At 38.9% G+C, this 23,926-nt stretch carries 24 protein-coding genes; 7 read left to right on the top strand and 17 right to left on the bottom strand.

The features are described 5' to 3' along the window. Window positions 1-3: 3 nt before the first annotated feature. The 8 genes from NTHER_RS11565 to NTHER_RS11595 form a co-directional block, all read right to left on the bottom strand. Window positions 4-612, bottom strand: a complete 609-nt coding sequence (locus NTHER_RS11565; protein WP_041367127.1) for a hypothetical protein — start codon at window positions 610-612, stop codon at window positions 4-6. A 177-nt stretch (window positions 613-789) separates the two neighbouring features. After that, entirely contained in the window at window positions 790-2,892 is a 2,103-nt protein-coding gene (locus NTHER_RS11570) for an aldehyde ferredoxin oxidoreductase (protein ID WP_012448695.1), read from the bottom strand. A 52-nt stretch (window positions 2,893-2,944) separates the two neighbouring features. After that, entirely contained in the window at window positions 2,945-3,625 is a 681-nt protein-coding gene (locus NTHER_RS11575) for a 4Fe-4S dicluster domain-containing protein (RefSeq protein ID WP_012448696.1), read from the bottom strand. Between the two features lie 168 nt (window positions 3,626-3,793). Next, window positions 3,794-3,952 (bottom strand): hypothetical protein, encoded by a 159-nt coding sequence (locus NTHER_RS15970; RefSeq protein WP_158438269.1) that lies wholly within the window; start codon window positions 3,950-3,952, stop codon window positions 3,794-3,796. 89 nt (window positions 3,953-4,041) lie between these two features. Continuing rightward, entirely contained in the window at window positions 4,042-5,085 is a 1,044-nt protein-coding gene (locus NTHER_RS11580) for a 4Fe-4S dicluster domain-containing protein (RefSeq protein WP_158438271.1), read from the bottom strand. Between the two features lie 33 nt (window positions 5,086-5,118). Continuing rightward, the gene (locus tag NTHER_RS11585) at window positions 5,119-5,637 is read right to left on the bottom strand and encodes a trigger factor (protein ID WP_012448698.1); all 519 of its coding nucleotides are present in this window, start codon (window positions 5,635-5,637) and stop codon (window positions 5,119-5,121) included. 35 nt (window positions 5,638-5,672) lie between these two features. Continuing rightward, window positions 5,673-6,464 carry a class I SAM-dependent methyltransferase gene (locus NTHER_RS11590; protein WP_158438273.1) on the bottom strand — a complete coding sequence of 264 codons (792 nt, stop codon included), beginning with the start codon at window positions 6,462-6,464 and terminating at the stop codon, window positions 5,673-5,675. Window positions 6,465-6,569: 105 nt separating this feature from the next. Then, a complete protein-coding gene (locus tag NTHER_RS11595; RefSeq protein WP_012448700.1) occupies window positions 6,570-7,094 on the bottom strand; it encodes a GerMN domain-containing protein in 525 nt (174 codons plus the stop codon). A gap of 114 nt (window positions 7,095-7,208) precedes the next feature. Here NTHER_RS11595 and NTHER_RS11600 point away from each other — a divergent pair, with 114 nt between their 5' ends. The 6 genes from NTHER_RS11600 to NTHER_RS11625 all read left to right on the top strand — a co-directional run bounded on the left by NTHER_RS11600 (window position 7,209) and on the right by NTHER_RS11625 (window position 13,132). Further along, window positions 7,209-7,898 carry an ABC transporter permease gene (locus NTHER_RS11600; protein WP_012448701.1) on the top strand — a complete coding sequence of 230 codons (690 nt, stop codon included), beginning with the start codon at window positions 7,209-7,211 and terminating at the stop codon, window positions 7,896-7,898. Next, a complete protein-coding gene (locus NTHER_RS11605; RefSeq protein WP_012448702.1) occupies window positions 7,888-8,664 on the top strand; it encodes an ATP-binding cassette domain-containing protein in 777 nt (258 codons plus the stop codon). The genes NTHER_RS11600 and NTHER_RS11605 overlap by 11 nt, the downstream gene beginning before the upstream one ends. Before the next feature lie 106 nt (window positions 8,665-8,770). Further along, the gene (locus NTHER_RS11610; RefSeq protein ID WP_012448703.1) at window positions 8,771-10,927 is read left to right on the top strand and encodes a phosphodiester glycosidase family protein; all 2,157 of its coding nucleotides are present in this window, start codon (window positions 8,771-8,773) and stop codon (window positions 10,925-10,927) included. A gap of 80 nt (window positions 10,928-11,007) precedes the next feature. Continuing rightward, window positions 11,008-11,625 carry a phosphatase PAP2 family protein gene (locus NTHER_RS15350; protein ID WP_012448704.1) on the top strand — a complete coding sequence of 206 codons (618 nt, stop codon included), beginning with the start codon at window positions 11,008-11,010 and terminating at the stop codon, window positions 11,623-11,625. A 253-nt stretch (window positions 11,626-11,878) separates the two neighbouring features. Continuing rightward, window positions 11,879-12,403 (top strand): ECF transporter S component, encoded by a 525-nt coding sequence (locus NTHER_RS11620; RefSeq protein ID WP_012448705.1) that lies wholly within the window; start codon window positions 11,879-11,881, stop codon window positions 12,401-12,403. Window positions 12,404-12,451: 48 nt separating this feature from the next. After that, entirely contained in the window at window positions 12,452-13,132 is a 681-nt protein-coding gene (locus tag NTHER_RS11625; RefSeq protein ID WP_012448706.1) for a class I SAM-dependent methyltransferase, read from the top strand. A gap of 14 nt (window positions 13,133-13,146) precedes the next feature. Here NTHER_RS11625 and NTHER_RS11630 read toward each other — a convergent pair whose 3' ends face one another. The 7 genes from NTHER_RS11630 to NTHER_RS11660 all read right to left on the bottom strand — a co-directional run bounded on the left by NTHER_RS11630 (window position 13,147) and on the right by NTHER_RS11660 (window position 20,908). Continuing rightward, entirely contained in the window at window positions 13,147-14,529 is a 1,383-nt protein-coding gene (locus NTHER_RS11630; protein WP_012448707.1) for an MATE family efflux transporter, read from the bottom strand. 228 nt (window positions 14,530-14,757) lie between these two features. Continuing rightward, the gene (locus tag NTHER_RS11635; RefSeq protein ID WP_012448708.1) at window positions 14,758-15,534 is read right to left on the bottom strand and encodes an ATP-binding protein; all 777 of its coding nucleotides are present in this window, start codon (window positions 15,532-15,534) and stop codon (window positions 14,758-14,760) included. Window positions 15,535-15,643: 109 nt separating this feature from the next. Next, window positions 15,644-16,723 carry a hypothetical protein gene (locus tag NTHER_RS11640; RefSeq protein WP_012448709.1) on the bottom strand — a complete coding sequence of 360 codons (1,080 nt, stop codon included), beginning with the start codon at window positions 16,721-16,723 and terminating at the stop codon, window positions 15,644-15,646. Window positions 16,724-16,813: 90 nt separating this feature from the next. Further along, window positions 16,814-18,049: a type IV secretory system conjugative DNA transfer family protein gene (locus NTHER_RS11645; RefSeq protein WP_012448710.1), complete on the bottom strand. Its 1,236-nt coding sequence runs from the start codon at window positions 18,047-18,049 to the stop codon at window positions 16,814-16,816. Window positions 18,050-18,140: 91 nt separating this feature from the next. Continuing rightward, window positions 18,141-19,568, bottom strand: coding sequence for an MATE family efflux transporter (locus NTHER_RS11650; protein ID WP_012448711.1), 1,428 nt, complete (start codon window positions 19,566-19,568; stop codon window positions 18,141-18,143). A gap of 223 nt (window positions 19,569-19,791) precedes the next feature. Continuing rightward, complete coding sequence (locus tag NTHER_RS15355; protein WP_012448712.1) at window positions 19,792-20,607, bottom strand: lytic transglycosylase domain-containing protein; 816 nt, start codon at window positions 20,605-20,607, stop codon at window positions 19,792-19,794. A gap of 103 nt (window positions 20,608-20,710) precedes the next feature. Further along, window positions 20,711-20,908, bottom strand: a complete 198-nt coding sequence (locus NTHER_RS11660) for a hypothetical protein (protein ID WP_012448713.1) — start codon at window positions 20,906-20,908, stop codon at window positions 20,711-20,713. A 349-nt stretch (window positions 20,909-21,257) separates the two neighbouring features. Between NTHER_RS11660 and NTHER_RS15360 the strand changes: the two genes are divergently transcribed. Then, window positions 21,258-22,376, top strand: a complete 1,119-nt coding sequence (locus NTHER_RS15360) for a polysaccharide deacetylase family protein (protein WP_012448714.1) — start codon at window positions 21,258-21,260, stop codon at window positions 22,374-22,376. Here NTHER_RS15360 and NTHER_RS11670 read toward each other — a convergent pair. Continuing rightward, window positions 22,336-22,977: a TVP38/TMEM64 family protein gene (locus NTHER_RS11670; protein ID WP_012448715.1), complete on the bottom strand. Its 642-nt coding sequence runs from the start codon at window positions 22,975-22,977 to the stop codon at window positions 22,336-22,338. The genes NTHER_RS15360 and NTHER_RS11670 overlap by 41 nt on opposite strands. Window positions 22,978-23,132: 155 nt before the next feature. Then, on the bottom strand, window positions 23,133-23,855 hold the full coding sequence (locus NTHER_RS11675) for a hypothetical protein (protein ID WP_012448716.1): 723 nt from the start codon (window positions 23,853-23,855) through the stop codon (window positions 23,133-23,135). Between the last annotated feature and the right edge of the window lie 71 nt (window positions 23,856-23,926).

Raw genomic sequence — 23,926 nt, forward strand, 5'->3', positions numbered from 1 at the left:
AGCCTAGCCTTTAAGACGATACTCTATGTTATCGGCTAATTTAGCTGCATACCTCTCATTCATGTGTTGTTCGGAGTACAAGTATTTAACTCCGTTAAAGGATGTCACTGATTTAATGTCTTGAAAGTCAGGATGCTTTTGCATATCTGACAGGATATCTTCAATTTCCTGTTTGTTCATAAAAAAGGGAAATTTGTGAAACAAATTAATATTAGTCGGTCTGGGATACTTTTTACAATCTCGCCTTACTATTTCTGCCATCAAAGAAGGGTTGTCTCCTTCTTCTAGCTTAATTAACATATTAGCATATTCCGAAGTCATATACAATTCACTGATAAAGTACATTCCTTTAGCACCCTGTAATAATTTGATATCTTCATTTTCCTCTGATTCTTTTATGGATATCAGTAGCTTCTTTGGTGTTAATTGATCACTTGAAAACTTATTTGGGGTATCCTCATTAGCTTGTAAGGAATTTTCAGAGGATGTCTCCTTTGTTAAGAGGGGGTCTATCAATGTGGCAGATTGGGTAAGGGTGCCCTTTTGTGAATTGTCTCGGATTTTTGTCACTATATTTTGTAATTGTTCATGAGATAAATTGGCAGCAGTCAAGTTTATCCCCCTTTGATTTTCAGTGTTTTGTAAAACCAACATTTTCATACGTAAAATCGTTTTTGCTTTTAATGTGAAATGAAACAGATAAGGGGGGCTAGCGCCCCCCGAATTTAAAACCATGTAATACTAAGTACACCAAAAATACTAAGTATACATTAAACGTATTTGTTTAGCTTAGCTTGGAAGTAATCCTTGTTCCTCTAGTTCATCGGCTACATATCCTAAATCTAGTTCTTCTAAACATTCTCTAGTCGGAGCACCTGTTTCTTCATCCCAGCCCATTTCTTTATAGAATAAAGTAAGTGCTTTTTGCATATCGTCTCTATCCATCTTGATAGTTCCTTCTTCAAAGGGTTCCATATCCGGATCCATATCAAATACCCAATCACTGATAACATCGTGTTCGTTTCTCATGTCAGCGGTGTCCATCTGCTTAACAGTCAAGGCCCTATGCAGTGTAAACATTCTTTCTCCAAGTCTGTCCAATTCTTCTTCAGTATATTCTTCACCAGTAGCAACACTTAAGAATTTAGCTTCTAAAGCAGTGTCGCCACGATAATCCCATTCTTTTCTTGGTGAAGCATGCATTGGCCACATCCAGTTACAGAGAGTTAAGGAATCATGAAGTAAGTTTCGAATGATGCTCCACTTTGCATATTTAGCCTTATATTCATTTACTGGTGTGTAATCAGCCGGTGGATCAATGGCATCTTTGGAGCCCACAATTTCTTCTACAATTTCTTCCTGAATTTCATGAGGAAGACCGCTTCCCTGCAAGTTAACATGAGTGTGTAACTGGGCGTCTCTGTTAAACATACAGTTGATAAGTGCTCCTACCTGACCATATGTCTCATTGGAATGATGCTGTGGATATCCGAATTTGTAGTTCCAAACAGAGAATAAGCCATAGTCATCTCCGTGCCAGTAATCGTCACCGAATTCCCATTCTGTCGCTACCCAATAGGAACCTTTGCCCATGGTCTCTCCAAATTTCCCTTCTTTAAAGGCAATACGGCGGTAAAAGTCTTTCAAGAAAGCTGGATCGCCATCTTCAAGTAAATCCCAGGGGATTTCTTCATATTCTTCTTCAGGAAGTACTTCTTCAAGTATACCATTTTCATAGGCATATTCGAAGTCCGCTACTATCAAGCAGTAGTTATCCCAGATACCATAATCATCTACCAAGTGTTTACCTAGTGTTCTGGCCATAAAGTCTCCTTCATCACTAGTTCCTTTAATCATCATTCGAGCAGGAGTGGCCCACCCTACACAAGTATTACCTGAGTATCTAGAATAACCATGTTCTTCTAGCTGAGGGAACTCTACCCTTGCATGACATCTTACAGGGCAGGCATGGCAACCTCCCATTCTAACAGTATACTTCTCGGCAATGTCACCTGCATCAAATACAGCTTTTTGACATCTATAGCCGAGGCTATTAACATCATCGGGATGACATTCACCTGTTTCTACCGGTGGATCAGCTGCTCCCCAGTATAAACCTGGCTTCCCTGTCCATCTACTGCCAGGATCATAATGTTCAGCCCATGGTAAAGGAGAGTTGGGAACTACATGCTGGTTGTTGGATCCAATGACTTTATTCATTTTTTGTTGTAGTTCACGCCACTCATTCTGGTCACCTGCTATATTAACAGGTTTAGTCCCGCGAATACCAATGGCTTTTAAGTTTTTTGAACCCATAACTCCACCATGGCCACCTGCAGAATGACTAAAGCCAGTCATTATGGTAGACATGTTCACCATGTTTTCTCCAGCTTGTCCAATAGCGGCTACCTGGGCTGCTTCTCCCATGGCATTGTTGATTTCTTGAGTGGCTCGATAAGTACCATTTCCCCAAATACTATCAGCCTCTTCAATAAATACATCATCATTTTCAATTCTCAACCATACTGGTTTGTCAGCCTTACCTTCTATAATGATAGCATCGTAGCCAGCAAACTTCATTTCTGGGGAGAAATGTCCACCCATGTGACTGTCAGTTATTGCATTGTAAGGATTCAATGGTGACAGAGAAGTGATATTAGTTCTACCACTACAAGGCATTCCTGTACCAGTTAATGGTCCAGCACCAAAAATAATTTTGTTCTCTTCATCGTAAGCTTTTGTACCTTTGGGAACTTCATCCCAAATAACTTTGTAACCAATACCCATTCCGCCAATATAATCTTTGTAATCTAGGGTGTCTTCCTTAGTTATTTCACCTGTGGAAAGATTCACCCTGAGTATCTTTCCAGCCCAACCACCAGGGTTAGTCATCAGCAAAACCTCCTTGTCTGAGAGTGTAGTTTTGACAAGTATTTAACTACGATTATGATAAGACCGATTCATGGTTTCTAATAGGTTGATCTTTGGACCTATCCTGCCATCTTTCTAAGCTTATAGCACCATTTGGACAGTTAGCAGCACACTGTGGATCACCATGGCACATATGACACTTAGCTGCCACATTATCATTGGGATCCATAGCAATCATTTCCCAAGGACAAGCATCCACACATTCACCACATCCAACGCATTCATCTTCATCAATAACTCTAGCCCCTGTTTCAGGATGGCTACCAATTGCGTTTTGGGGGCATACTTCTGCACACATTACTGGTTCTTCACACTGAATGCAAGTTTCTGGTATAATTCTGAAGTTGCCAAACAATCCCTCTCCATTCCAGAAGCCTAAAGTGGAGCTTTGTTGACCATAATTTTGATTTCGAGCAATTTTGATTCCCGAAACATTCGGGTTGGAACTTCCTCGGTTGAAGACTGAGCAAATAGTTTCACACCGGCGACATCCTGAACACCTAGTGGAATCAACTACCAGCATATACTCGGAAGATGATAGATCTTCGCCGGCCTCAACACTGCTGTCTTTACCACATCCTGATAAACTTAGACCAGCTGCTGTCAAAGCTGCACCGGCACCACTAATTTTTAAGAATTTTCGCCTGTTAATAGGTGCTTTAATAATAGAAGTAAAAAAGTTGTTTTCTGACATAACTATCCCCCTTTTATATAGTAATAATTAAACAGATTAAAGGACGGGTAAAAACCACCTCCTAAAAAATATCTATATTTAATGATAGATTTCAATGTTAGTCCAGTGATTGCTATAACTTTCACTATTAAAAGATATAAAATCAAGTGATATTTTTGCTAAAAAAATTCACTTGATTTTAAATATTTTTCTGATACTATTAAATTCTCTTCCTGCCTTTACTGCCATTTTCCCATACTTAGCTATCTTTTGGGGCATTCTCCTGCCAAAAAAAGCTGCACCTATAATAAAAGCAATAATTAGCAACTCCGCAATTCCAACTAGCACTTGAATTCACCCCTTTAAAACCCAATCCCAACTAAACAGCTTTTTTCCTATAACAATTTTTTATTACTTCTTAACCCTTTGTTTATATATTACATGATTTTCCGCTGCATTGTAAACAGTTTTTTTGAATTTAATATATTTTTAATTTTTCCACCAACTGCAGTTCTTTTCAAAACTTTGGGAGGACAGATATTCCGACATATACCGCAGTTAAAGCATCGCCAGGGCTTATGAAATAATTCGGTTTCATATTCTCCTGTCTGTAGACTTAATGCCTGGTTCATACAGCTTTTAACGCAAAGCCCACATGCTGTACACTGTGATACTACTTTTAACCCACCCAAAGTCAAGGTGTTTTTAGCGGGCAAGTCACTTTCCTGATACTTTTTTAACTGGGCTACTAGTAAGCGCCTACTCTCTGGTAGCCCGGTTCTATCCCGGGGAATAATATCTTCTGTCACGTCTTGAACAGCTTTAAAAGTATCTTCTCTAAAAACTCGTAATATTTCTCGCCTGGAATAATAATAAGTATTGGGTTTCAAATTTTCTTTGCTAGTTATGCTGTTGAAATTGAAATTCAATCCTAAACTATTTATTAAAGTACTGGCTTTTTTCAATGACTTCATAAACTGTGGATACATATCAAAGTTTTCACATTCAAAACAATTGCCAAAATAAAAGCTGAGCTGTTGTCCTCCCTGTTCACCTAGTTTTAAGACCAAGGATTGTAAAAATTCTCCATCTAATGAGAACAAACAGGGAAAGCTGACATCTACATTGTCAGACTCCATATCACAACCTAGCACCGGTTGTTCTTTCTGAACAATTTCTTTAAATTTAGTATGATAGTTGAGGTTTTCCGGTTTAATTGCATGAGTAGGGCAAGCCCCTGCACAAATCCCGCAGCCAGAGCAGTCTTCAGGTGATAATAAAACCTTGCCTTTACGCACTTTAATAGCATTTTGTGGACACTTCCGACTACACTTGTCACAGTCCATTAATCTCATCTTATATGAAATACATCGTTCTTGGATAACTTGTGGAGGATCAACTTTCAACAATTTTTTTAGAAACCAGCGCTGCCATAACATAACGAAAATCACCCTAACCTGATATCTGATATCAATTTTCAACTTAAAGCATTTTCAACTTAAAACACTTTTAGATTAACTTCTTGCCAAGTTTAGCAAAAAATCCGCAGTTTTTTCTAGCATTATCTTTCGTTCTAATTTAGACTGCGCCCCTTGCAGGGTTACTTTTTCTTTAGCTGCTTCGAAGGGAATCTGATTCTCCCGGGCTAATTGATTTATTTCCTCGTCAAGTTCCTCCGTAGTCGCAGATATATCTTCTTGTTCAGCTATCTTAATAAGCAAAAGTTCCACCTTTAATCTGTATTCGGCTTGTTCAGCCAGTTCCTCTTTAAATTCATTAATTGATTTGTCTTGTTCTTGTAAATACTCGAATAAATTTTTACCATGATAACGGATCTGTTTTTCCATGTCTTTTAGCATGTCATTTGCCTCTTGCAATGTCAGTTCCCGGGGGATTTTAATCTGGGAGTCATTCAGTATCGATTCTAAAATCTGATGTTGGCTGTTCTGATAATCTTCTTGACAGCCAATTTGTTTACAGATTTTACGATAATCACCCAGTTTTATTGAGATATCATATCCCTTATATTTCAACTGAAACCCTCCATTATTGTTTATTATCTATATGTCTATAGATTTGAATCATCTTTGTTAGCAACAACAATCATCCTGGGAGAATTAATGGAATAAGCTGTTCGCTTAAAGTTGCCGTAAACCTTATGATAGTTCAAGCCGTTATTTTCTAAGAAAGTCACCATCTCTTTCAGGGTATAGGTTCTCATCCATTGATAATATATCTCTTCTTCCCCATCAGGTGTCTTGAGATACTTTTGGTTGATAGTGCAGCTGGATTTGAAATCAAATTTAGTTTTACGCAGCCGGGTATAGCCTCCCCTGGTTTTTGTCCAATCCTTTTCATTAAATTCCCTTAATAAATTTTCTCTATTAATTACATCTATTATCAGATATCCACCGGGATCTAGAAGATGATAAACACCTGTCAACATATTGTTAAAATCTTGGTCAGTCATATGAAAGCCTACGGTGGCCAAACAATAAGCTGCTTTAAAATTCGTCTCAAGCTTCAGCTTATGGAGTTTTCTCACATCACCCTGAATAAAGTCAACTTGATCCTTAACCGAACTTTCACTTGCCCTTCTCTTGCTAGCTTCAACCAGACCATTGCTCAGGTCTAAGCCCATTACTTGATAACCTCTTTTAGCCATTGATATGGCATGGCGTCCAGACCCCGAACACAGATCTAATAGCTTGTCCCCGTAAAATAAGTTTATAGCACCTTCTATAAAATTCGCTTCTCGTTCTGTCTGGCTTTCCGGATATTTTTCGTCCATCATTTCCAAATAATATTTCACATAGAGCTCGTCACTCCAAATATTCTCTGGTTTACTTGTATCAGTCACCATTTAATCCCTCCAGGAAAATGATTGTCTATACTAAGTCTATCATGTCTTTTCTTAAAGTTTAAAGCTTTTTAACCCTGTGTTTTAAATCTTGAATATTAACTTTTACAGTTCTTCATCCAGGGGTTCACCGGTATAAATATGGCCAGCTATGCTTTCTGGAATTTCACCTTCGATTTTAAACTGGACTTTATCAATTTCATCAAACTGTACCAATGTATGAACTATGGATTTGACCAGATTGAGCTCAATTTCCGAACCGTATGCTCCCTGGGTTAATTCTTCTGTGAAATTGGCATAACAAATACCATCTTCTACATTTATATCTATTAACTCGGTCTCTTCATGAATAATAGTTTCAACTTCTTCAGACTCGGGTCCTTCAAGGAGTAACTCTAACGCCGTTTGGGGAGTGGCTTCTGATTCTTGGACTTCCCTTTCCTCCTCAGCCAGATGAAAAGCCTTTTCTTTCTGCTCTAGGAAGAATAAAGTAATAATAGCTGTTTCTTCACCATTCTCCTTCTCTTTGTCTTCCAATTTTTCTTTTGCTTCCTCACCATTTCCACATCCTGCTGCCAGTAGCAGGGTACCCATTATAACTAATGACAGCAATAACTTCCATAACTTCATGTTCATAACCCCCTAAATATAATAGATTTTAGTGATCACTCTTCTCCCCTAATTGCAAATGTATTTATATTAACTTATACTTATGAAGAGATTGATTTTATGGTGGTGAGAATTATGGATGGTTTTTTAGAAGCATTCCAATTAGTACTTTCTCTTGACAGTGATCTCTGGGAAATTATCATTTTATCATTACAAGTATCAGGAATAGCCATTGGACTAGCCACCCTTATCGGAGTCCCATTAGGTACTTTTTTGGGGCTCTATATTAAAGGACGTCTATCTTATATTTCTGTAATTATTTACACTCTAATGGGTACTCCACCTGTGGTGGTTGGTCTATTTATATTTTTAGTTTTTACTAGAGGCGGTCCTTTAGGACATTTAGAATTGTTATTTACACCTACTGTCATGATAATTGCCCAAACTATCCTGTCATTACCTTTGATTACAGCATTAACCTTATTAGGCGTTCAGGAAAGAGGAAAACAGCTACGCGAAGTGGCAATCACCCTGGGCGCAGGTCCTTTAAAAACTGCATGGACTGTAGTGATCGAATCTCGTAATGCAATTTTAGGAGCTATTTTAGCCGGTTTTGGACGGGTTATTTCCGAAGTAGGAGCAGTTATGCTGGTAGGTGGTAATATAGAAGGACAAACTAGAGTTATGACTACAGCTATTTTGCTCGAAGTCCGGCGTGGTAATACCGCCCTGGCCCTAGGGCTGGGTTTCATTTTGCTGTTTTTAGCTTTCCTGTTCAATTTCATTCTATACTTTTTACAGGGAGAGTCAAGATATGGGCGATAAAAAAATCGAAATAAATGAGTATTCAAGTGAAAATTTAACAAGTCTGTACCGGCTCAAAAATGTTATAAAACAAGAAAGTGGGCAAACAATATTATCAGTACCTGATTTAACATTAAAAGAAGGTGAAGTTTACGGCATAATTGGTCCAAGCGGTGCCGGTAAAAGTACTCTTGTCAGGATACTTAACGGATTATCTCAGCCAACTTCTGGGGAAGTTTATTTCCTAAATAAAGAGCTATTTAACAAAAAAAACCTACGCCAGCTCCAAAAAGAAATGACTTTAGTGTTTCAAAAACCTCATCTCTTTAATACTACGGTTTTAGAAAACGTAGCTTACGGATTGAAAGTAAGAGGTTATCCTAGTAAAAAAGCTTTTAAAATTGCTGAAAATTCACTGAAAGAAATGGGAATTCTAGAGTTAAAAAAAAGAAAGGCCGCTTCTCTATCAGGAGGAGAGGCTCAGCGAGTAGCCTTGGCGAGAGCTATGGCCTTTAAGCCTAGAGTTCTGCTTTTAGACGAACCTACGGGTAATTTAGACCCAGGGAATATTAAATTGATTGAAAATAAGGTTAACTCTTTGTACTCTCAAGAACACACTACAGTTATAATGGTTACCCATAACATGTTTCAAGCCAAGCGAATAGCGACTCGGGGCATGTTTATTTATCAAGGTAAACTAATTGAAGAAGGCCCAATAGACCAAATTTTTTCAGAACCGGAAAGCAATCTTACTAAACAATTTGTCAACGGGGAAATGATTTTTTAGAACTTTTTTCCCGCGTAATTCGTCTAAAAATAGTGATGGCTGTTTTAAGTTTTCTAAACATCACGCCAGTGACCAGACAAAACTTTGGAGGTGAAGAACAAATAAGATGAAAAAATTTAGAATTCGTATGAGCATTGTGCCTATCATGCTCATCACACTAATGTTTTTCGCCGGGTCTGTCCTGCCAGGGGGAATATCTCAGGCCCAAGCTGCAATGCAGGTGAATGATGACCCTGGCATCCCTGTCTTTATTGATGAAGAAGAAATTACAGAAGGTTTATTACCCCGTTTAAGAAACGGACGTCTATTAGGCCCTGTCCGAAACATTTCCGAAACTCTAGGAGCCTATGTAGATTATTCGGAAGCCGATCAAGAAGCTATCATTATCAAAGACGACACTGAAGTTCGAATGCAAGTCGATAGTGATGTAGCTAGGACTTACAGTCCCGGTGAAGAAGTACCAGAAAAAACTCAACTTGATGCTCCCATGTTTATTGATGAGGGTAGATCCTTTGTACCCCTGAGATTCTTGGCAGAAAACTTTGGTTATTACGTAATATGGGACGAGTCTTCTAGAACCGTTTCCTTGGTCTCTCCGGATCAGGATGAAGATGAGGAAATAGCTGATGAACCAGAAGAAGTTGACGAAGATCAGAAAGAAAAAGACCAGGAAGAAGATGAGGAAAAGGATCAACAAGAGCCAGAACAACCTGAAGAAAAAGATGAGGAAGATGAGAAAGAAACTGAAGTTGAACCAAATGATGAAGAAGACAAGATTAAAGATATTCAGGAACAGATTGACGCTAGAACTGAAGAACTTGATTTACAAGTAAAATTTGAAGATAAAAAAATTGATATAATCACTGAACGTGCTGGGACTGATTTCCCCCAACATGAAGTGGATTTTTCTAAAAATGAAGAGCAGTTTATAATCACTGTGAAAAATAGTAAAATTGAGGATAAAAACTGGGATTTTGACAATCAACTGTTAGACAAATTATCAGCAACTACTGTAGTAACAGAACAAAAAGTAGAAGAAGTTATGGAAGATACTGTTATTGAAGAGGACGAAAATACTGAAATCGGGGATACTGTTAGTACTTACAAGGGTAAAATAACTGTTGAGTTAAATTATCCTGTACCTGAATTGGACCCTGATATCTCAAAGAATGACGGAGAAAGTACCTCTTTGATTGTTACCATCCCGAAAGTTTTTGAAACAATTTTAGAGGAACAAGAAATTGCCAATGGGTTGAAATATACCTCCATTAGAAAAGGCCAAGAAAATGGACCGATAAAAATTCACGAACTACGACTAGATCCCCATGGTGATGTCAAACCTGAACTAATCATGGCTCAAGACGGTTTTTCCGGATTTGAGAGACTAGATTCCATGGCCAAAAGAAATAATGCTATAGCAGCTATCAATGGAGGGTTTTACTGGCGTGCAGGTCATCCGATTGGTCTTTACATATCGGATCAAAGATTGATCCGAGAACCTATGCCCAACAGATCAGCTTTCTTCTACTCAAAGGATGGGGAAGCTACAATAGAGAGGACTGCCTTTAACGGTGGGCTTATGTATATTGATGACATCAATACAAATCTATCAATTGACGGTGTGAACAGAAGTAGAGGTCGGGAAGAATTAATTGTCTATACACCTGAGCAAGGTAACACTACAGGTACCACCTCTTCAACTTTTAGAGGTCATAAAGAAATTGTTATTTCAGACGAGGAAATCATTGCTATAAACCATGGTGACAGCCAGATACCCGATGATGGTTATGTATTGTCCATTCACGAGCAATATGTTAGAGCAAACCAAGATTTAATCGATGAACTTGAAACCGGTATGACAACTAAATTACATTGGAACATGGGACAAAGCAAAAACGTGGAAGATGTTGTCTTTGCCCTCGGAGGAGGACCAAGGATTTTAGAAAAGGGTGAAGTAGATATTCGTTCTATGGAAGAGGTTATCTCAGACAATGTTTCTCAAGGGCGGTCTCCCAGAACTGCTGTCGGAGTCACCCGAGATGGCCAACTACTATTAACTGCTGTAGACGGAAGGCAAAGTGGATTGAGCATTGGTATGACCTTAGAAGAGCTTGGAAATTTCATGAAGGACCGAGGTGCTCAAGACGCCCTAAACCTGGATGGAGGCGGTTCCACAATGATGTGGTTTGACAATGAATTTCAAAATAACCCCTCCAATGGGATAAGAAATATTGGTAACTCCATTGTAATCCGTGAAAAATAGAATCTTGAAAAATTCTTGAAATTAGTTTAAATTTAAGTTTAAGTCTAAACTATATAAGTTTTACGCGGAGTTGATAATCCATGATAGCTGAATTGGACAAAGCAATATTTCAAGCATTTCAATCCATCCAAGGCACTTTTCCCGCCTTGGATGGAATCTTCATTTTTATAGCAGGCCAGTCCAAGTATTTCATGGGAATACTTTTTCTCGTCGGATTTATCCTGTTATTTCTTAACAGATATCAAAAACTACAACGGAGCGAGATCAGTTGGACCGGATTAATAGGAACCATGTTAATAGCAGCCCTTTTGGTACTTATACCAATTATATTGTCAGATTTTATCCGGGAGCTAGTGCAACGAGAAAGGCCCTTTGTTATTTTTGATTTAGAGCCCATGATTGAACAGGATATCAGACCTTCGCTACCCAGCAACCATACGGCTGCCAGCTTTGCCATAGCAGGTTTCTTTTTGGTTTATTTTCGAAACGCATTTCCTTTCGTTGCCCTACTAGCTGCATTAGTAGGCATAGCTAGAATATATACCGGTATCCATTTTCCTCTGGATATTCTAGCAGGATCAGTTGTCGGTATATTACCGGCTTTGCTGTTCCTGGCCTTAAGCAGCAGGATAAACTATCGAGGCTGGTCCCAGGATTACCTTTCGCGTTATCGAAAGCCAAAACTAAAACGAAAGTAAACAACTGTCAGTCGCTGTTAGACTGTCATAATCAGACTGTCATAAATCGTTAACCGTTGTTACTAACAATCAGTAACAGCGGTTTTTTTTATTTTACTTTTTTATTATTTTTTAAAAATCGAATACTTTTAGTGTGCAGGAATACTGCCCCTCCTCACAGAATAGTTTATTTGGGAAATTGTTCACCGAAAACTTCCACAAAGAAAGGAAATTTCAACAAAAGAATCACCAATTAGAGAGGAGCTGTTAAAAAATGAATACTCTAGCCAAGAACTCACCGGTACAATTAGCCTTTGCCGGTCTTTTTATTGCACTAGGAGTCTTATTACCGATACCATTTCATATAGCCGGAATTGCTGGATCCATTTTTTTGCCTATGCATATCCCGGTTCTTCTAGCCGGTTTTTATTTAGGCGGTCTATACGGCCTGTGTATTGGGATGATCACCCCTTTAATTAGCCACCTGGTCACCGGAATGCCTCCCTTATCTCCTATCCCTATGCTTCCCATCATGATTATGGAATTGGGTACATACGGTCTTTTAGCTGGACTTTTATATAACAAAAGTAGAGGGGCCTTAATTTCATTAATAGGAAGTATGATTGGTGGGCGTTTAGTGGCTGGTTTAATGGTTTGGTTGTTGATCACTGTCTTTGGCTTTCAACAGCTAGATTATCCCATGGCTTATCTAAGCGGAGCCGTAGTAACTGGTTTACCTGGAATAGGGTTGCAGTTATTCTTAATACCTTTAATAATTAACCGCCTAGAAAGTAAGTAAATTTGCCGCCAGAAAAGTAAGTCTAATGCTTAAACAGGAGGGATACAAGTGGATATTAATAAAAAGTCAAACAATAATGAATCTACAAATAATGAGAATGATGTAAATACGGATGAAAAGCAAGAAAATACGAATGAAAGACAAGAAACAAAAGCCTTTTTTGATACAGCATCCCAGTACTGGGATGACCGCATTGTTCACAATGAAGATATCATCCGGGATTCCCTGAGTTATATTGATTTCGAGTCGAAGAATAGAGTACTTGATGTAGGAACCGGTACCGGCATCATGCTAAAGTTTTTACTCCCAAATCTATCAGAGACAGCTTCAATTCTAGCTGTTGACTTATCACCACAGATGATTGCCAAGGCAAAAGGAAAATATCGTGACCAACGCATTAAGTTTCAAGAACTAGATGTAGAAACAGAACCTTTTCAAAATGAACAGTTTGATTTGATAATCCTATACTCTGTATTCCCTCACTTGAACGATAAAAGCCGAGTTTTAAGACATTTAAGCAAATCTCTGATAACCGGTGGAGAACTTTGCATTCTCCATTCCAAGTCCAGAGCAGAAATTAATGACATGCATAAAAGTTTAGGTAATCCTGTTTCAAATCACCTGCTCCCACCTATTAGTGAACTTCAAAAAATGGCAGAAAAAAACCGCCTGACAACACAGGTGGCCCAATCCGATGAAAATAGCTATTTTTACTTGGGAAAAAAGTAATAATTCACTTTTTACTATGAATGGACAAATCTAGTCATCCTCTTAAAGGTACTCTTGAACCAAAGCATTCCCACACCGAAAAAGGTGAAATCACTTAATCCAAGGGCTAGCCAGATTCCGGACGCTCCCAAACCAGTTTGAGAAGTCAAAAATAGAGCCAGAGGGATCCCCACCAGACCAACCCTGATTAGACTGATAATCAGAGCCGGAATGGCTTTGCCCAGTCCTTGGAATGAATGAGCTGAAATCAGGCCACTACCCAGGAAGGGATAAAAGATAGGTAATATCCTAAGGTAACTGACTCCGTGACTCATAACGTCTTGTTCCTGGGAAAATATGCCAATAAAAAATTCCGGAAACGCAAATAAAAATACACCTACAGAGGCCATAAAACCAGCAGCCATGGCCTGGGCAGTCCAATAAGACCTACGTACTCGTTCGAGTTCACCAGCTCCATAATTTTGTCCCACCATGGTAACCATACTAATTCCAATAGCAATTCCAGGCAGTATTGCCAGGGAATCTATCCTAAAGCCAAGGCCCAGGGCAGCCACGGCTTCGTCACCGAAACCAGAAGCTAGACGATTGTATACAAACAGAGTCAAAGACATCATGGCCTGAGAGGCTGATGTAGGCAATCCGACAGCCATGATTTGTTTGATAATTTCCGATTCAAAGACAAACTTGGTCATATTAAATTTAATTGTAGACCTTCCCGTAGAAAAGTGCCATACCAGAAATAATAATCCTAAAAACCTACTAAGTACTATGGCTAAGGCCGCTCCTGCAACTCCCATGGCAGGCACAGGCCCCAGTCCAAATATAAAAATCGGATCCAAAAGAATATTGAAACCAACCCCAACCACTTGCTTCATCATTGAGGTTTTCATATCTCCTTCTCCCCGGAGAACTCCATCTAAAGCCAAAAATAAAAAGAATATCAAATTACCCCAGAATATGATGCTGGTATATTCCACTGCCAAAGAATACAATTCTCCTTCGGCTCCCATAAATGAAATTATATATGGGGCAAAACTGACACCTATAATTGTGGCAACTATCCCTAGGATTACTGCCAGGGTTATGGCTTGGGATGCTGTTTTCCGTGCTTTTTCATCTTCGCCTGCTCCAATACTGCGAGCAATATAAGAACTGGTACCAACGGCCACAGCATTACCCATGGCTATTAGAATAAATAAGATGGGCATATTCATGCTAACTGCCGCAATAGCATTATGACCCAGCTGACTTACAAAAAAAGTGTCTACTATATTGAATATCGTTTGGAGAAACATACCCCCCATAATGGGAAGTGCCAATCTTATTAGTTTTTTCGGTATACTACCTGTAGTCAGGTCGCGTTTATTCTGCTGGGCTAATTGAGCTCCCCCGGCCATTCCCCTCACCTCTCACTTAATATTTATAATAAAATAGCTATCACTTAATCCCTAGCAGTCATATTATCACTTATCAATAAAATAAAAAAGAGCCCAAGGAGCCCTTTCCAAAATTTTAGAATTGGAAAGGGACATGAGGCTCTAAATTATATGCTTACTTTTTGTTGTTATTCGGCTTTTGTCTCTTAGGCTGTTTATCTTTTTTAAATTATTTTATATCTTATAGATTTATTTTTTGTCACCTTGTACGCCAATGACAACTTGCTCCAGGGGAATATTCTGTTCAGATAGTTCTAAGGCTTTTTTGACGATGGAAAGCATCCCTGAACAGCAAGGTACTTCCATTATAGCTACAGTTACACTGTTGATATCATTTACTGTGAAAATTTGTGCCAGTTTTTCTACATAACTGTTGCCGTCATCCAATTTAGGACAACCTATTGCTACGCTTTTATCTTTAAGCAAATTGTTGTGAAATTCCGGATAGGCAAAGGGTACACAATCCGCTGCGATTAACAGATCACTTCCATCAAAGTATGGGGCATGGGGTGATACTAAATGTAATTGAACCGGCCATTGAGTCAGTTGGGAAACAGCTTGACATTCATCTTCCTCTGATCCAGTTTCTTTTTGTTCTTTAGCTTTTCCGGGATTTGATTGAGGTCTGCTGCTAGGACAACCTCCACCATTCTGCATTTGCATCATGCGGCTTCCGGGGCATCCCCCTGCTGTTGCTTCAGTTTTGGCTTGTTGTTCAGATTTCAATTCTTTTAGCCTTTCTTTAACTGCTTCTTCGTCAAATTCATCAGCTTCTCTTTCAATGATTTCAATGGCACCCTGAGGACACTCACCCAGGCAGTCACCTAAACCGTCACATAACTTATCGTCCAATAGACGTGCTTTCCCGTCCACTATTTGAATAGCACCTTCTTCACATGCTGGTACACACAGACCACAGCCATCACATTTTTCTTCATCTATACGCACAATTTTTCTCTTTACCATTTTAATTACCTCCTCTGTGTTGAATTGTTATGTTCATTTTAGCAGCGAATTTTGGCCGGGTCTGTGATACATATCATACTCATAAATTTTATGAGGTTTTTCCTGATATTTATTCAGTTGGGTATGGAACCTCTTGGATCTCTTGAGATTCTAATTCGTATATTTCCACATCTCGAAGGGGTGTTTCGTAAACCAGGCGATTACCGTCGGGAGACCAGGAGGCATTGTTCAATTCCAGGGTTTCTATAATATCAAAATTTTCTAGATCTATAATTTCTGCCGTGGGACCACCCTTGTCTTCTGTTTTTACGACCAAATGATTGCCCTGGGGAGAAAGCATTACTTTTGGTTCAAAACCTTCTAGTTCCAGACTCTCCTGTTCATTGCCTTCCAGGTCATAACCGTACAGTATCGAGCTGGCTCCAGTATCCTGAACTATAAATATCATCTCCTGTTCTTGTGGCTCTACAAAACCAGCATCCATATCAAGAGCTGCATCATTCAATGAGATAATGTCTTCAGTAGTTCCTTCAGCCAGGTCAATTTCTTTAAGATGATAATCTGTGTTGTATTCTTCGTACATTATCCCCTGGCCTTGGGATATCATCTCAAGTTCCAAATAACCCTCCGAATCGTAAATTGTCTCAAAATCCGAAGACTCTAGGTTGTATTTTTCTAGCTTACTTTGACCGGGCTCCATACCTGCTGGTTTGAAATACAGATAATCATCTCCTGGAAAATGCCTGGCCCAGTCAGCCATCAAAATATCAACAGTCTCTAAATCCTCATTAATTATCTCCAATTCCTGATCACCAGAAGGAACGAATAAATATTCGCCAGAATAGTCCATTAAAGGAAGAATACCAGACCACATCTTTTCAAATAGGATTTCATCCGTCTCTTCCTGTAAATCTAGATAGTAAATTTCCCAAAGTTCTTGCTCATCCTCTTCATCGATATACTCTGTGCGCAAACCGGAGTATACAATTTCGTCATCGGAGATAAACTGAGGAGTTTCCCGTCGTGTCAGTTCTATTTCTTCGGACACCTCTTCAATTTCTTTTCCATTATCATCCTTTTCAGCAGTGTCATTTCCTGTTTGTTCTTCTTCATCATTATTACAACCAGGAATGATAATCAAAGAAAAGCTTAATATCAGTATCATTATCGTTGACTTAACCTTGCTCATAATCTATCACCTCCAATATTGCATTTAAACCTCTTATGACTAAAGTCACGAGAAAGCGTGACGACTGTTTCAAACTTGACCAATGGCATACTAATCAATTAAATCTTTTAAAGTTTTAGCCCTGGCTTCCACCGAACGTTCCAAAATCTCTTGTAAGTTGTGAAGTTCTTTTACTTGAGGCATGGGAGTAGTGCGTGTCTCTAATACAATTCTTTGTCTATCTTCATTTAAGGTATACAGAGCAACCTGGCCTAGTTCTAGGGATTCTAACTTTTCTTTATTTAAGTGACTATTAGGGAAGTATTTTGTATCAACAAAGGCCGCATCCTCTTCTTCGAGACGGAAAAAAGCCAATACGCGGCAATGTTCTGTCAAGGCGGAGTACTTGTGGAAAATACCTCGGCTTCGCTGAGTCATATTCAGTGAAATTTTGAGCTTTTCACCTGTTTTCAACCATTCTCTCAGGACATGAGTTTTTAAAACTGAAGGATATGCCGGAAGTTCGTTAAAGTACATGTAGCAAGGTACTAATTCGGTACTAAACTCTTCTCTTAGCTCAGAGGATACCTTTAACTTTAGCAAGACCAGATCCATCATTACTCTGGAAGCGGTATAGCCCAATTCATCCTGAGGAAGATTGAAAATCAATACCTGTCCTCTATCCATAACCTTTTTTAAATTAAATGTAGATTTTTGCTCTTTAGAAATCCTCTTAATTAATTCATTGTCCATTAGGTAATTTATTTTCTCTTTTAATTCAGAAAATATATCTGGATTATTTTCTTCAATTTTGACTGCTTCCTGATTCCAGAACTCGTGTTCTTCTTGTGACATTTCCTCTTGTAGTGATTCGATAGGACTTTTATCGCCTTTAAGAACCTTAAAACCGTCCAGAGTGGTCAGCGAATAAGTTAAGGCCGTATCAGCCAATTGGCTCAAGTATTTGTACACTTCTTCTGAAAATTCGCCTTCATCTAATCCTTTTTCTATCAAACCTTTGACCAGTATAGGAAAGTAATCTTTGATCAGTTGTCTTTCACGGTCCTTAATTTGATTAGTCTGAGAATGCAATTCAAAAATGTTCCAGCCAAGGGGATAAAACTTGTGAGTACAATCAAGATAATAAATATCTCTTCGGTCAACTTTAATATGCTCTATAACACGACTGGCCAGCGACCCTTGGGTATCAAAGGCTATCACTCCATCGCCACGTTCGATATCATTCAAAATCATGTTTCCCAGCAAGGTGCTTTTACCCGTTTTTTTAACACCCAGAGCCAGGAAATGTTCAAACCGATAATCTTCACCGTGAAATAATCTAAACATAACCATACCCCCCTAATTTTTTATCATCCACATAGAACTTATGGTGAATAGCCAGAAAATTATTACTACTATATAAGGTATTCGCCATAAGTTACGCCTTTCCTGTCACTTTACTGGAAAAATTTTCAGAGGAGCTTTCTGTAATTTCTTTGTCCTTCCACTTACCTTCTCGGAATTTTAAGGCAGTCAATACACCTTGAATCACCTGTGTTACAGCTATTCCAATCCAGATACCCGTTTCTTGAAAACCCAAGCCAAAGGCAAAGAAATATGCGAAGGGCACTCGTAATATCACCCAAGATAGTAAGGAGATATAGAAGGGAACCACGGTTTCTCCTGCACCGTGCAAAGCATTTGCCAGTATTAAACCCATGGCATGGATTGGCTCCACTACAGCCAGGATTCTGACAAAGCTCGCACCAATCCGCACAACTTCCGGATCATCTACAAATAAGCGGATGAACTGGGGAGCAAAGATAAACACTATTAAGGAAAACAGGGCGATGATGCCCATTCCCATGCCAGTACACTTCCAACCGCTTTCCTCAGCTCTATCCTTTTGATAAGCTCCCAAATTCATACCAATGATAGTAGCTGCAGATTTACCCACTGCCTGAGCAGGAAACAAGGCGAAGGCAAAAACCATTAATCCCACACTGTAACCTGAGACCGCATCATTTCCGGCAGCTGTCCTGGCAATCATCCCCAAGACCACTATATTTCCTCCACTTCTCGTTATTCCCTGCAGAGCAGCAGGAATTCCGATGCGAAGAATTTGTTTCATCTTATGAGTGCTCAGTTCCATGAATTCCTTCACAGAGGGAATATAATAGAAACCCCGGTGTTTTAAAGCATACAGCCCAACAGAAAAAGCAAATACCCTGGATAATAAACTGCCCAGTGCCGCACCGGGCACTCCCAAAGCTGGTACTGGGCCGACACCAAAAATCAATAAATAATTTAAAGCTATATTGAGCAAGTTAGTAGCCACATCGATTTGTGTGGGTGTTTTGGTATCACCGGTTCCCTGGAAAATTGATCGCAGTGTAAAATTTCCTAAGAAAAATAATGAGCCAGCAAAAAAGATCTGTAAATAGCCAGTACCCAGTGTTAATAAATCCCCTTCAGCACCTAGTAGATGCATAATTCCTTCAGAAAACACCAGGCCAACTGTGGTAATAATTAAAGAAAATAAGAATAATAGATACAAGGCCTGACCAGTAGCATTAACTGCTCCTTTAATATCATTATATCCGTAATACCGGGCTATAGTGGCTGTGGATCCTACGCCTACTGCCATAATGGAAATTCCAATAATTTGAATCACCTGCCTGGCCATGCCTACAGCACCAACAGCATCGGAACCCAGAGCTCCTACCATCATCATATCTACTGCTCCTACCAAAATCATCATCAAGGACTGAATAACCATAGGCCAGGCTAAGAAAAACACAGCTTTATAAAGACTACCTTCTAAAATTAAAAGCCGGCGTTCTTCACCGGACAGCTGTCGCAGCATATTAATCCCTCTTTGCTCTCAGTTTTATGTATATATTTATGTATATAATTATATTTCGTGAGACGAAACTATAATTCCTTGAAATAATCATAAAATTCTATTTATTTTTAACATACTGATCAGGAAGCTCCAATTCAAAATGTAATAAAAAAAGGACCCCAAATTAATCAGGGCCCTTATGCACCTATGTGCCAACATTGTGCTGAGCATAGCTTTTTGATGTTTATCGATTTAACTCTTCTTCAAATCGTTCAGCTTCTTCCAGGACCCACCTGGAAAAACCACTTTGTGCAGAATTGGTTCGCGCTATATAACTTTGCAAACCACCAGGCCCTCTATTGTATGCAGTCAAGGCCTTGTGAATATCCCCGTCGTACTGGTTTAGGAGATAATTCAACTGAATAGTACCTAGTTTTATGTTATAGAAAGGATCAAAAAGTTTTTCGTATTCGTAACCAAAGTCATTCTTATCTGCTAAAGCCTGGGCAGTGCCGGGCATTATTTGCATTATTCCCACAGCACCAGCATGACTTACGTTTTTAGGGTCAAATCTACTTTCTACTTCAATCAACCCTAATAACAAGCTGATTTCCAGATCCAGGTTCTCAGATTGAGTGAGAAGCTTTTCTGCTACCTCTTTGTTCATTGGAGTTATATCGGTAATGTCCTCAGGGGTAACTTCCCTACCCCAGGACCAGTTATCCTCACCCTTAAACATCCTGATATTTTTATCTTCCTCTGTTTCACTGGCCAATTCACCTGCATTTGCGGAAGCCAGCTGCACAGCACCTGCTTCGGGCTGACCTTCTACAAATTCAGTATCACCTGGAATAGTCAGTTCGTATTCCTCACTTAACTGATAATTTAACATTCTTCTGACACGATACAGGTCCAGGCGGCCATCCAAATCACTTTCTTCCAGACTAGAGCTAATCACTAAGGATAACTCTTCATCATGCATAACAACATATACTAAACATAATATTAGGCCAAAAATCACCACCAAATAGACCATATCTAACGTTGCCGTACTTAACATAGGTTCTCCCCCCTTATCTTCCTCGGAAACTCTTCTTTGGACTTACATTAAATTTTTTATGTGTTTTTTTAATCAATTTGTCAGAATTATCATTTCTTTAGAATTAACTGTCACTGCCTTTTCTTGGTTTTTCATCTGTCTTTATTTCATCAACAGATATATAGCGGCTGGCTCCCTCATCTAAAACACATTTCATGCAATTAGAGCATTTAAAATCTTCATTAAGATCACAAATATCACATTCTTCACAAGATCTGCAGATTGATTTGAAATCCAGGACGCATACATTCACATCTTTCATTAGGGATCCCTCCTTATTTCACAGGCAAATAACAATTGCCTCAACAGCTGCATTTGAACATTATACCTTACTACTTAGTTCCGGGATATTATACCATATCATTTTCAAAACACAATAGGCCTAATTAATTTTTTATGTCGAAATTTATCTAAATTATCCTTCTATATCTTAAGAAAATCTCCCCTACTAATTAGAATAAATTTGTTATATAATTTAGTATAAGTCCTGAATTTTCAGTAATTGTTACCTTTTGTTATTTTATGTAATTTTTTAGTATTTCCCATTAACAATATTTTATTCAATTCTAAAGTAAAATATTCAATATTTTTTTGAAGGAGGAGAGTATAAAATGAAATTGCCAAAATTTACGTTGTTAATCATTACTATGTTAGCACTTCTGACAGTCTCTGCTAATCTAGTAGATCCCCCGATCACAGAAGCTGCCACAAAACAGAGTACTCAGAACCAGGGAGGCGTGGTTGAACAGATCCACATCGTAGTAGACGACACAGCTTTAGAGACACCAGGTAGATTGCAAAATGGTAGAACTATGGTACCGCTAAGGGGCGTTTTTGAACAGGTTGGAGCCAGCGTCAACTGGGACAGTGAAGAGGAGATTATCACCATTATCAAAGATTGGGATAGATTAGAATTAAGCCCTGGTACTAAAAAAGCTGAAAAAAATTATGATGAAATAATAAAATTGGAAGAGGCACCATTCACCAGTAGGGGAACTACCTGGCTCCCCTTGAGAGCCATTGGAGAATTGTTCGACTTAGATGTAGATTGGGTTAGTGAGCACGATTTAGTAAGGATTAGTACAGGTGAACAAGAAAAAGATATTGGAAAAATTGCTGAAGATTTAAAACCAATTGAGACAGATCAAAGTGGTAAAGTTGTCTACTTAACCTTCGATGATGGTCCCAGTCATATTACACCTGAAGTTTTGGATATCCTGGACGAGTACAATGCCAGGGCAACTTTTTTCGTGATTGGTCAACAGGCGGAAGCCATGCCACATATTATTCGAAGAATCCACAATGAAGGCCATCTAATTGCTAATCACAGTTATACCCACGATTATGATAAAGTTTACGATTCTCCCGAATCCTTTGAAGAGGAATTATTAAAAACGGAGGAAGTAATCAAAGATATCACAGGGAAAAGAACCACAATATTTCGACCACCGGGTGGAGAACATCCTAATATGACCGATGAAAAAAGAGAAATTCTACAAGAACACGGCTACACCTTATATAACTGGAGTGTGTCGGCTGGAGATACTGCCACTCCTACGCCAAGCTCTGAAGTTATAAAAAATAATGTACTGGGTGGAGTGCGAGGCAGTAATGGAGCTGTTGTATTGATGCACGATTCAGCAAGTAGAGAAAACACTAAAAAAGCCCTCTCAGAAATTCTGAGAGAGCTCAGCTTCGAAGGTTATAGTTTCCCCACCTTACCACAATAATTTTTCTCCAGGCCCAAATGGCCAATAAAATCATAATTAAGGACAAGGGGAGCAGATGTAACAGCTCCCCTCCTCTTATTCCGGTACCTGCCGCCATGACCACGGTCAAGCCCGGAATAGAACCTACCACTGAACCTGTAATATAGGGAAGATACGAAATACTGCAAACCCCACATGTATAACTTACTAGATCTGCCGGGAAAATAGGTACCATCCTGACACTGGCTAAGAGGGGCCAACTCCCGCTGTTCAGTGTCATAATAACTTTTTTACTGGCAGGAAATTTACTCTTTAACCATTCATGTCCTAGATACTTTCCAAGAAAGTAGGCCAAACTCATATTTAAAAATAATCCTGCAATATTCAACATTAAACCAGTCCAAAAATCAAAATATAGGGAAGCTAAAAAAACCAAAAGTGACGATGGAAGCAGAGTTAATGGTCTTAGGGTGTGCATTGCCACGAAAATTGCCGGAGCTGCTCCCTGCCACCGAAATAAAATTTCTCGCAATTTTTCTGGTGTCAACCCTTCTATTGCAGCAAAGACATAAGCTGCTCCTCCTATGAGTACAATGGATGAGATCATAATTATTCGCTTCAATTCAGACACCCTTTTCACATTAGCTAATTAATTATAATAAACCCTAGATGTACCAAACCTAATCATCTTTAAGTGAAATTGATAATTTATTACAGTTATCAACATTCCACTTTAATACAGCCTTAGTTTAAAACTGCTTTTATATTATATTAATCTCAATCGTCGATGCGATAATCTGTTAGCAATTTTTTAATCTGCAATTCTCCATTTTCAACTACCTCTTGTTTTACCAGGCCAATTTCGGGCACATATACTCGAGTTTCTTCAACTTGTAAAATTTCTCCTGCCAATTCCACTTCCATCTCGTTTTTAACTTCTATACCTTCTTTTTTTCCCAAAGGAAGATCTACTTTGACAGGTTCTCCTTGTTCTAGTTTAGCCCTTCCTCGATAATTTAATTCTTCTCCTTCCACTGCCATTAATTCTCCTTGCCATTCCCATTCATGACTTTGACCCACGGGGAATTTTACGAGATATTGTTCTGGAACGCGCTGATACTCTCCTGTAGGCAATTCCATACCATGCCAATAAAGCCCTTCCTTGTCATAAGAATAGTATTCAAAGGTTTCGTGGCTTTGATAATCAAAATGGAGCTGGTAATTTTTTTCTTCCCCGTACTCTTCCACTTCTGAAACCCTAATCTCAACTTCATCTCCAGTCCCTTGGCCTTCAGCCTGATAACGCCAAGCTGAGCCTTGGGATAATGGCCAAATTTCTCGATCACTATCTAAATCTTCAGATATAATATCAGTAAAATCTCTTTCGGACTCTTCCCCTCCACATTGGCTGAACAATAAATATATTCCAAGGATTACTAGAAGGCCAAATATGAAAATTGTGATTTTCTCTGCTCTGCTTAAAAGGAAAAATGGCCGCATCACAGTCCCCCATTTGAGAGAATTATTGAAAAAGACTAAAAAAACGGTTCACCAAAACAGAACTTTCATTT

The organism is Natranaerobius thermophilus JW/NM-WN-LF (assembly GCF_000020005.1).
Classification (GTDB): Bacteria; Bacillota; Natranaerobiia; order Natranaerobiales; family Natranaerobiaceae; genus Natranaerobius; species Natranaerobius thermophilus.

Bases quoted from the DNA above. Each gene is read 5' to 3' on its own strand.
- NTHER_RS11610 (WP_012448703.1), top strand. From the start codon at position 8,771: ATGAAAAAATTTAGAATTCGTATGAGCATTGTGCCTATCATGCTCATC.
- NTHER_RS11645 (WP_012448710.1), bottom strand. From the start codon at position 18,049: ATGTTTAGATTATTTCACGGTGAAGATTATCGGTTTGAACATTTCCTG.
- NTHER_RS11630 (WP_012448707.1), bottom strand. From the start codon at position 14,529: ATGGCCGGGGGAGCTCAATTAGCCCAGCAGAATAAACGCGACCTGACT.
- NTHER_RS11570 (WP_012448695.1), bottom strand. From the start codon at position 2,892: ATGACTAACCCTGGTGGTTGGGCTGGAAAGATACTCAGGGTGAATCTT.
- NTHER_RS11675 (WP_012448716.1), bottom strand. From the start codon at position 23,855: ATGCGGCCATTTTTCCTTTTAAGCAGAGCAGAGAAAATCACAATTTTC.
- NTHER_RS15355 (WP_012448712.1), bottom strand. From the start codon at position 20,607: ATGTTAAGTACGGCAACGTTAGATATGGTCTATTTGGTGGTGATTTTT.
- NTHER_RS15350 (WP_012448704.1), top strand. From the start codon at position 11,008: ATGATAGCTGAATTGGACAAAGCAATATTTCAAGCATTTCAATCCATC.
- NTHER_RS11595 (WP_012448700.1), bottom strand. From the start codon at position 7,094: ATGAAGTTATGGAAGTTATTGCTGTCATTAGTTATAATGGGTACCCTG.
- NTHER_RS11620 (WP_012448705.1), top strand. From the start codon at position 11,879: ATGAATACTCTAGCCAAGAACTCACCGGTACAATTAGCCTTTGCCGGT.
- NTHER_RS11605 (WP_012448702.1), top strand. From the start codon at position 7,888: ATGGGCGATAAAAAAATCGAAATAAATGAGTATTCAAGTGAAAATTTA.
- NTHER_RS11640 (WP_012448709.1), bottom strand. From the start codon at position 16,723: ATGAGCAAGGTTAAGTCAACGATAATGATACTGATATTAAGCTTTTCT.
- NTHER_RS11650 (WP_012448711.1), bottom strand. From the start codon at position 19,568: ATGCTGCGACAGCTGTCCGGTGAAGAACGCCGGCTTTTAATTTTAGAA.
- NTHER_RS11575 (WP_012448696.1), bottom strand. From the start codon at position 3,625: ATGTCAGAAAACAACTTTTTTACTTCTATTATTAAAGCACCTATTAAC.
- NTHER_RS11600 (WP_012448701.1), top strand. From the start codon at position 7,209: ATGGATGGTTTTTTAGAAGCATTCCAATTAGTACTTTCTCTTGACAGT.
- NTHER_RS11660 (WP_012448713.1), bottom strand. From the start codon at position 20,908: ATGAAAGATGTGAATGTATGCGTCCTGGATTTCAAATCAATCTGCAGA.
- NTHER_RS11635 (WP_012448708.1), bottom strand. From the start codon at position 15,534: ATGGTAAAGAGAAAAATTGTGCGTATAGATGAAGAAAAATGTGATGGC.
- NTHER_RS15360 (WP_012448714.1), top strand. From the start codon at position 21,258: ATGAAATTGCCAAAATTTACGTTGTTAATCATTACTATGTTAGCACTT.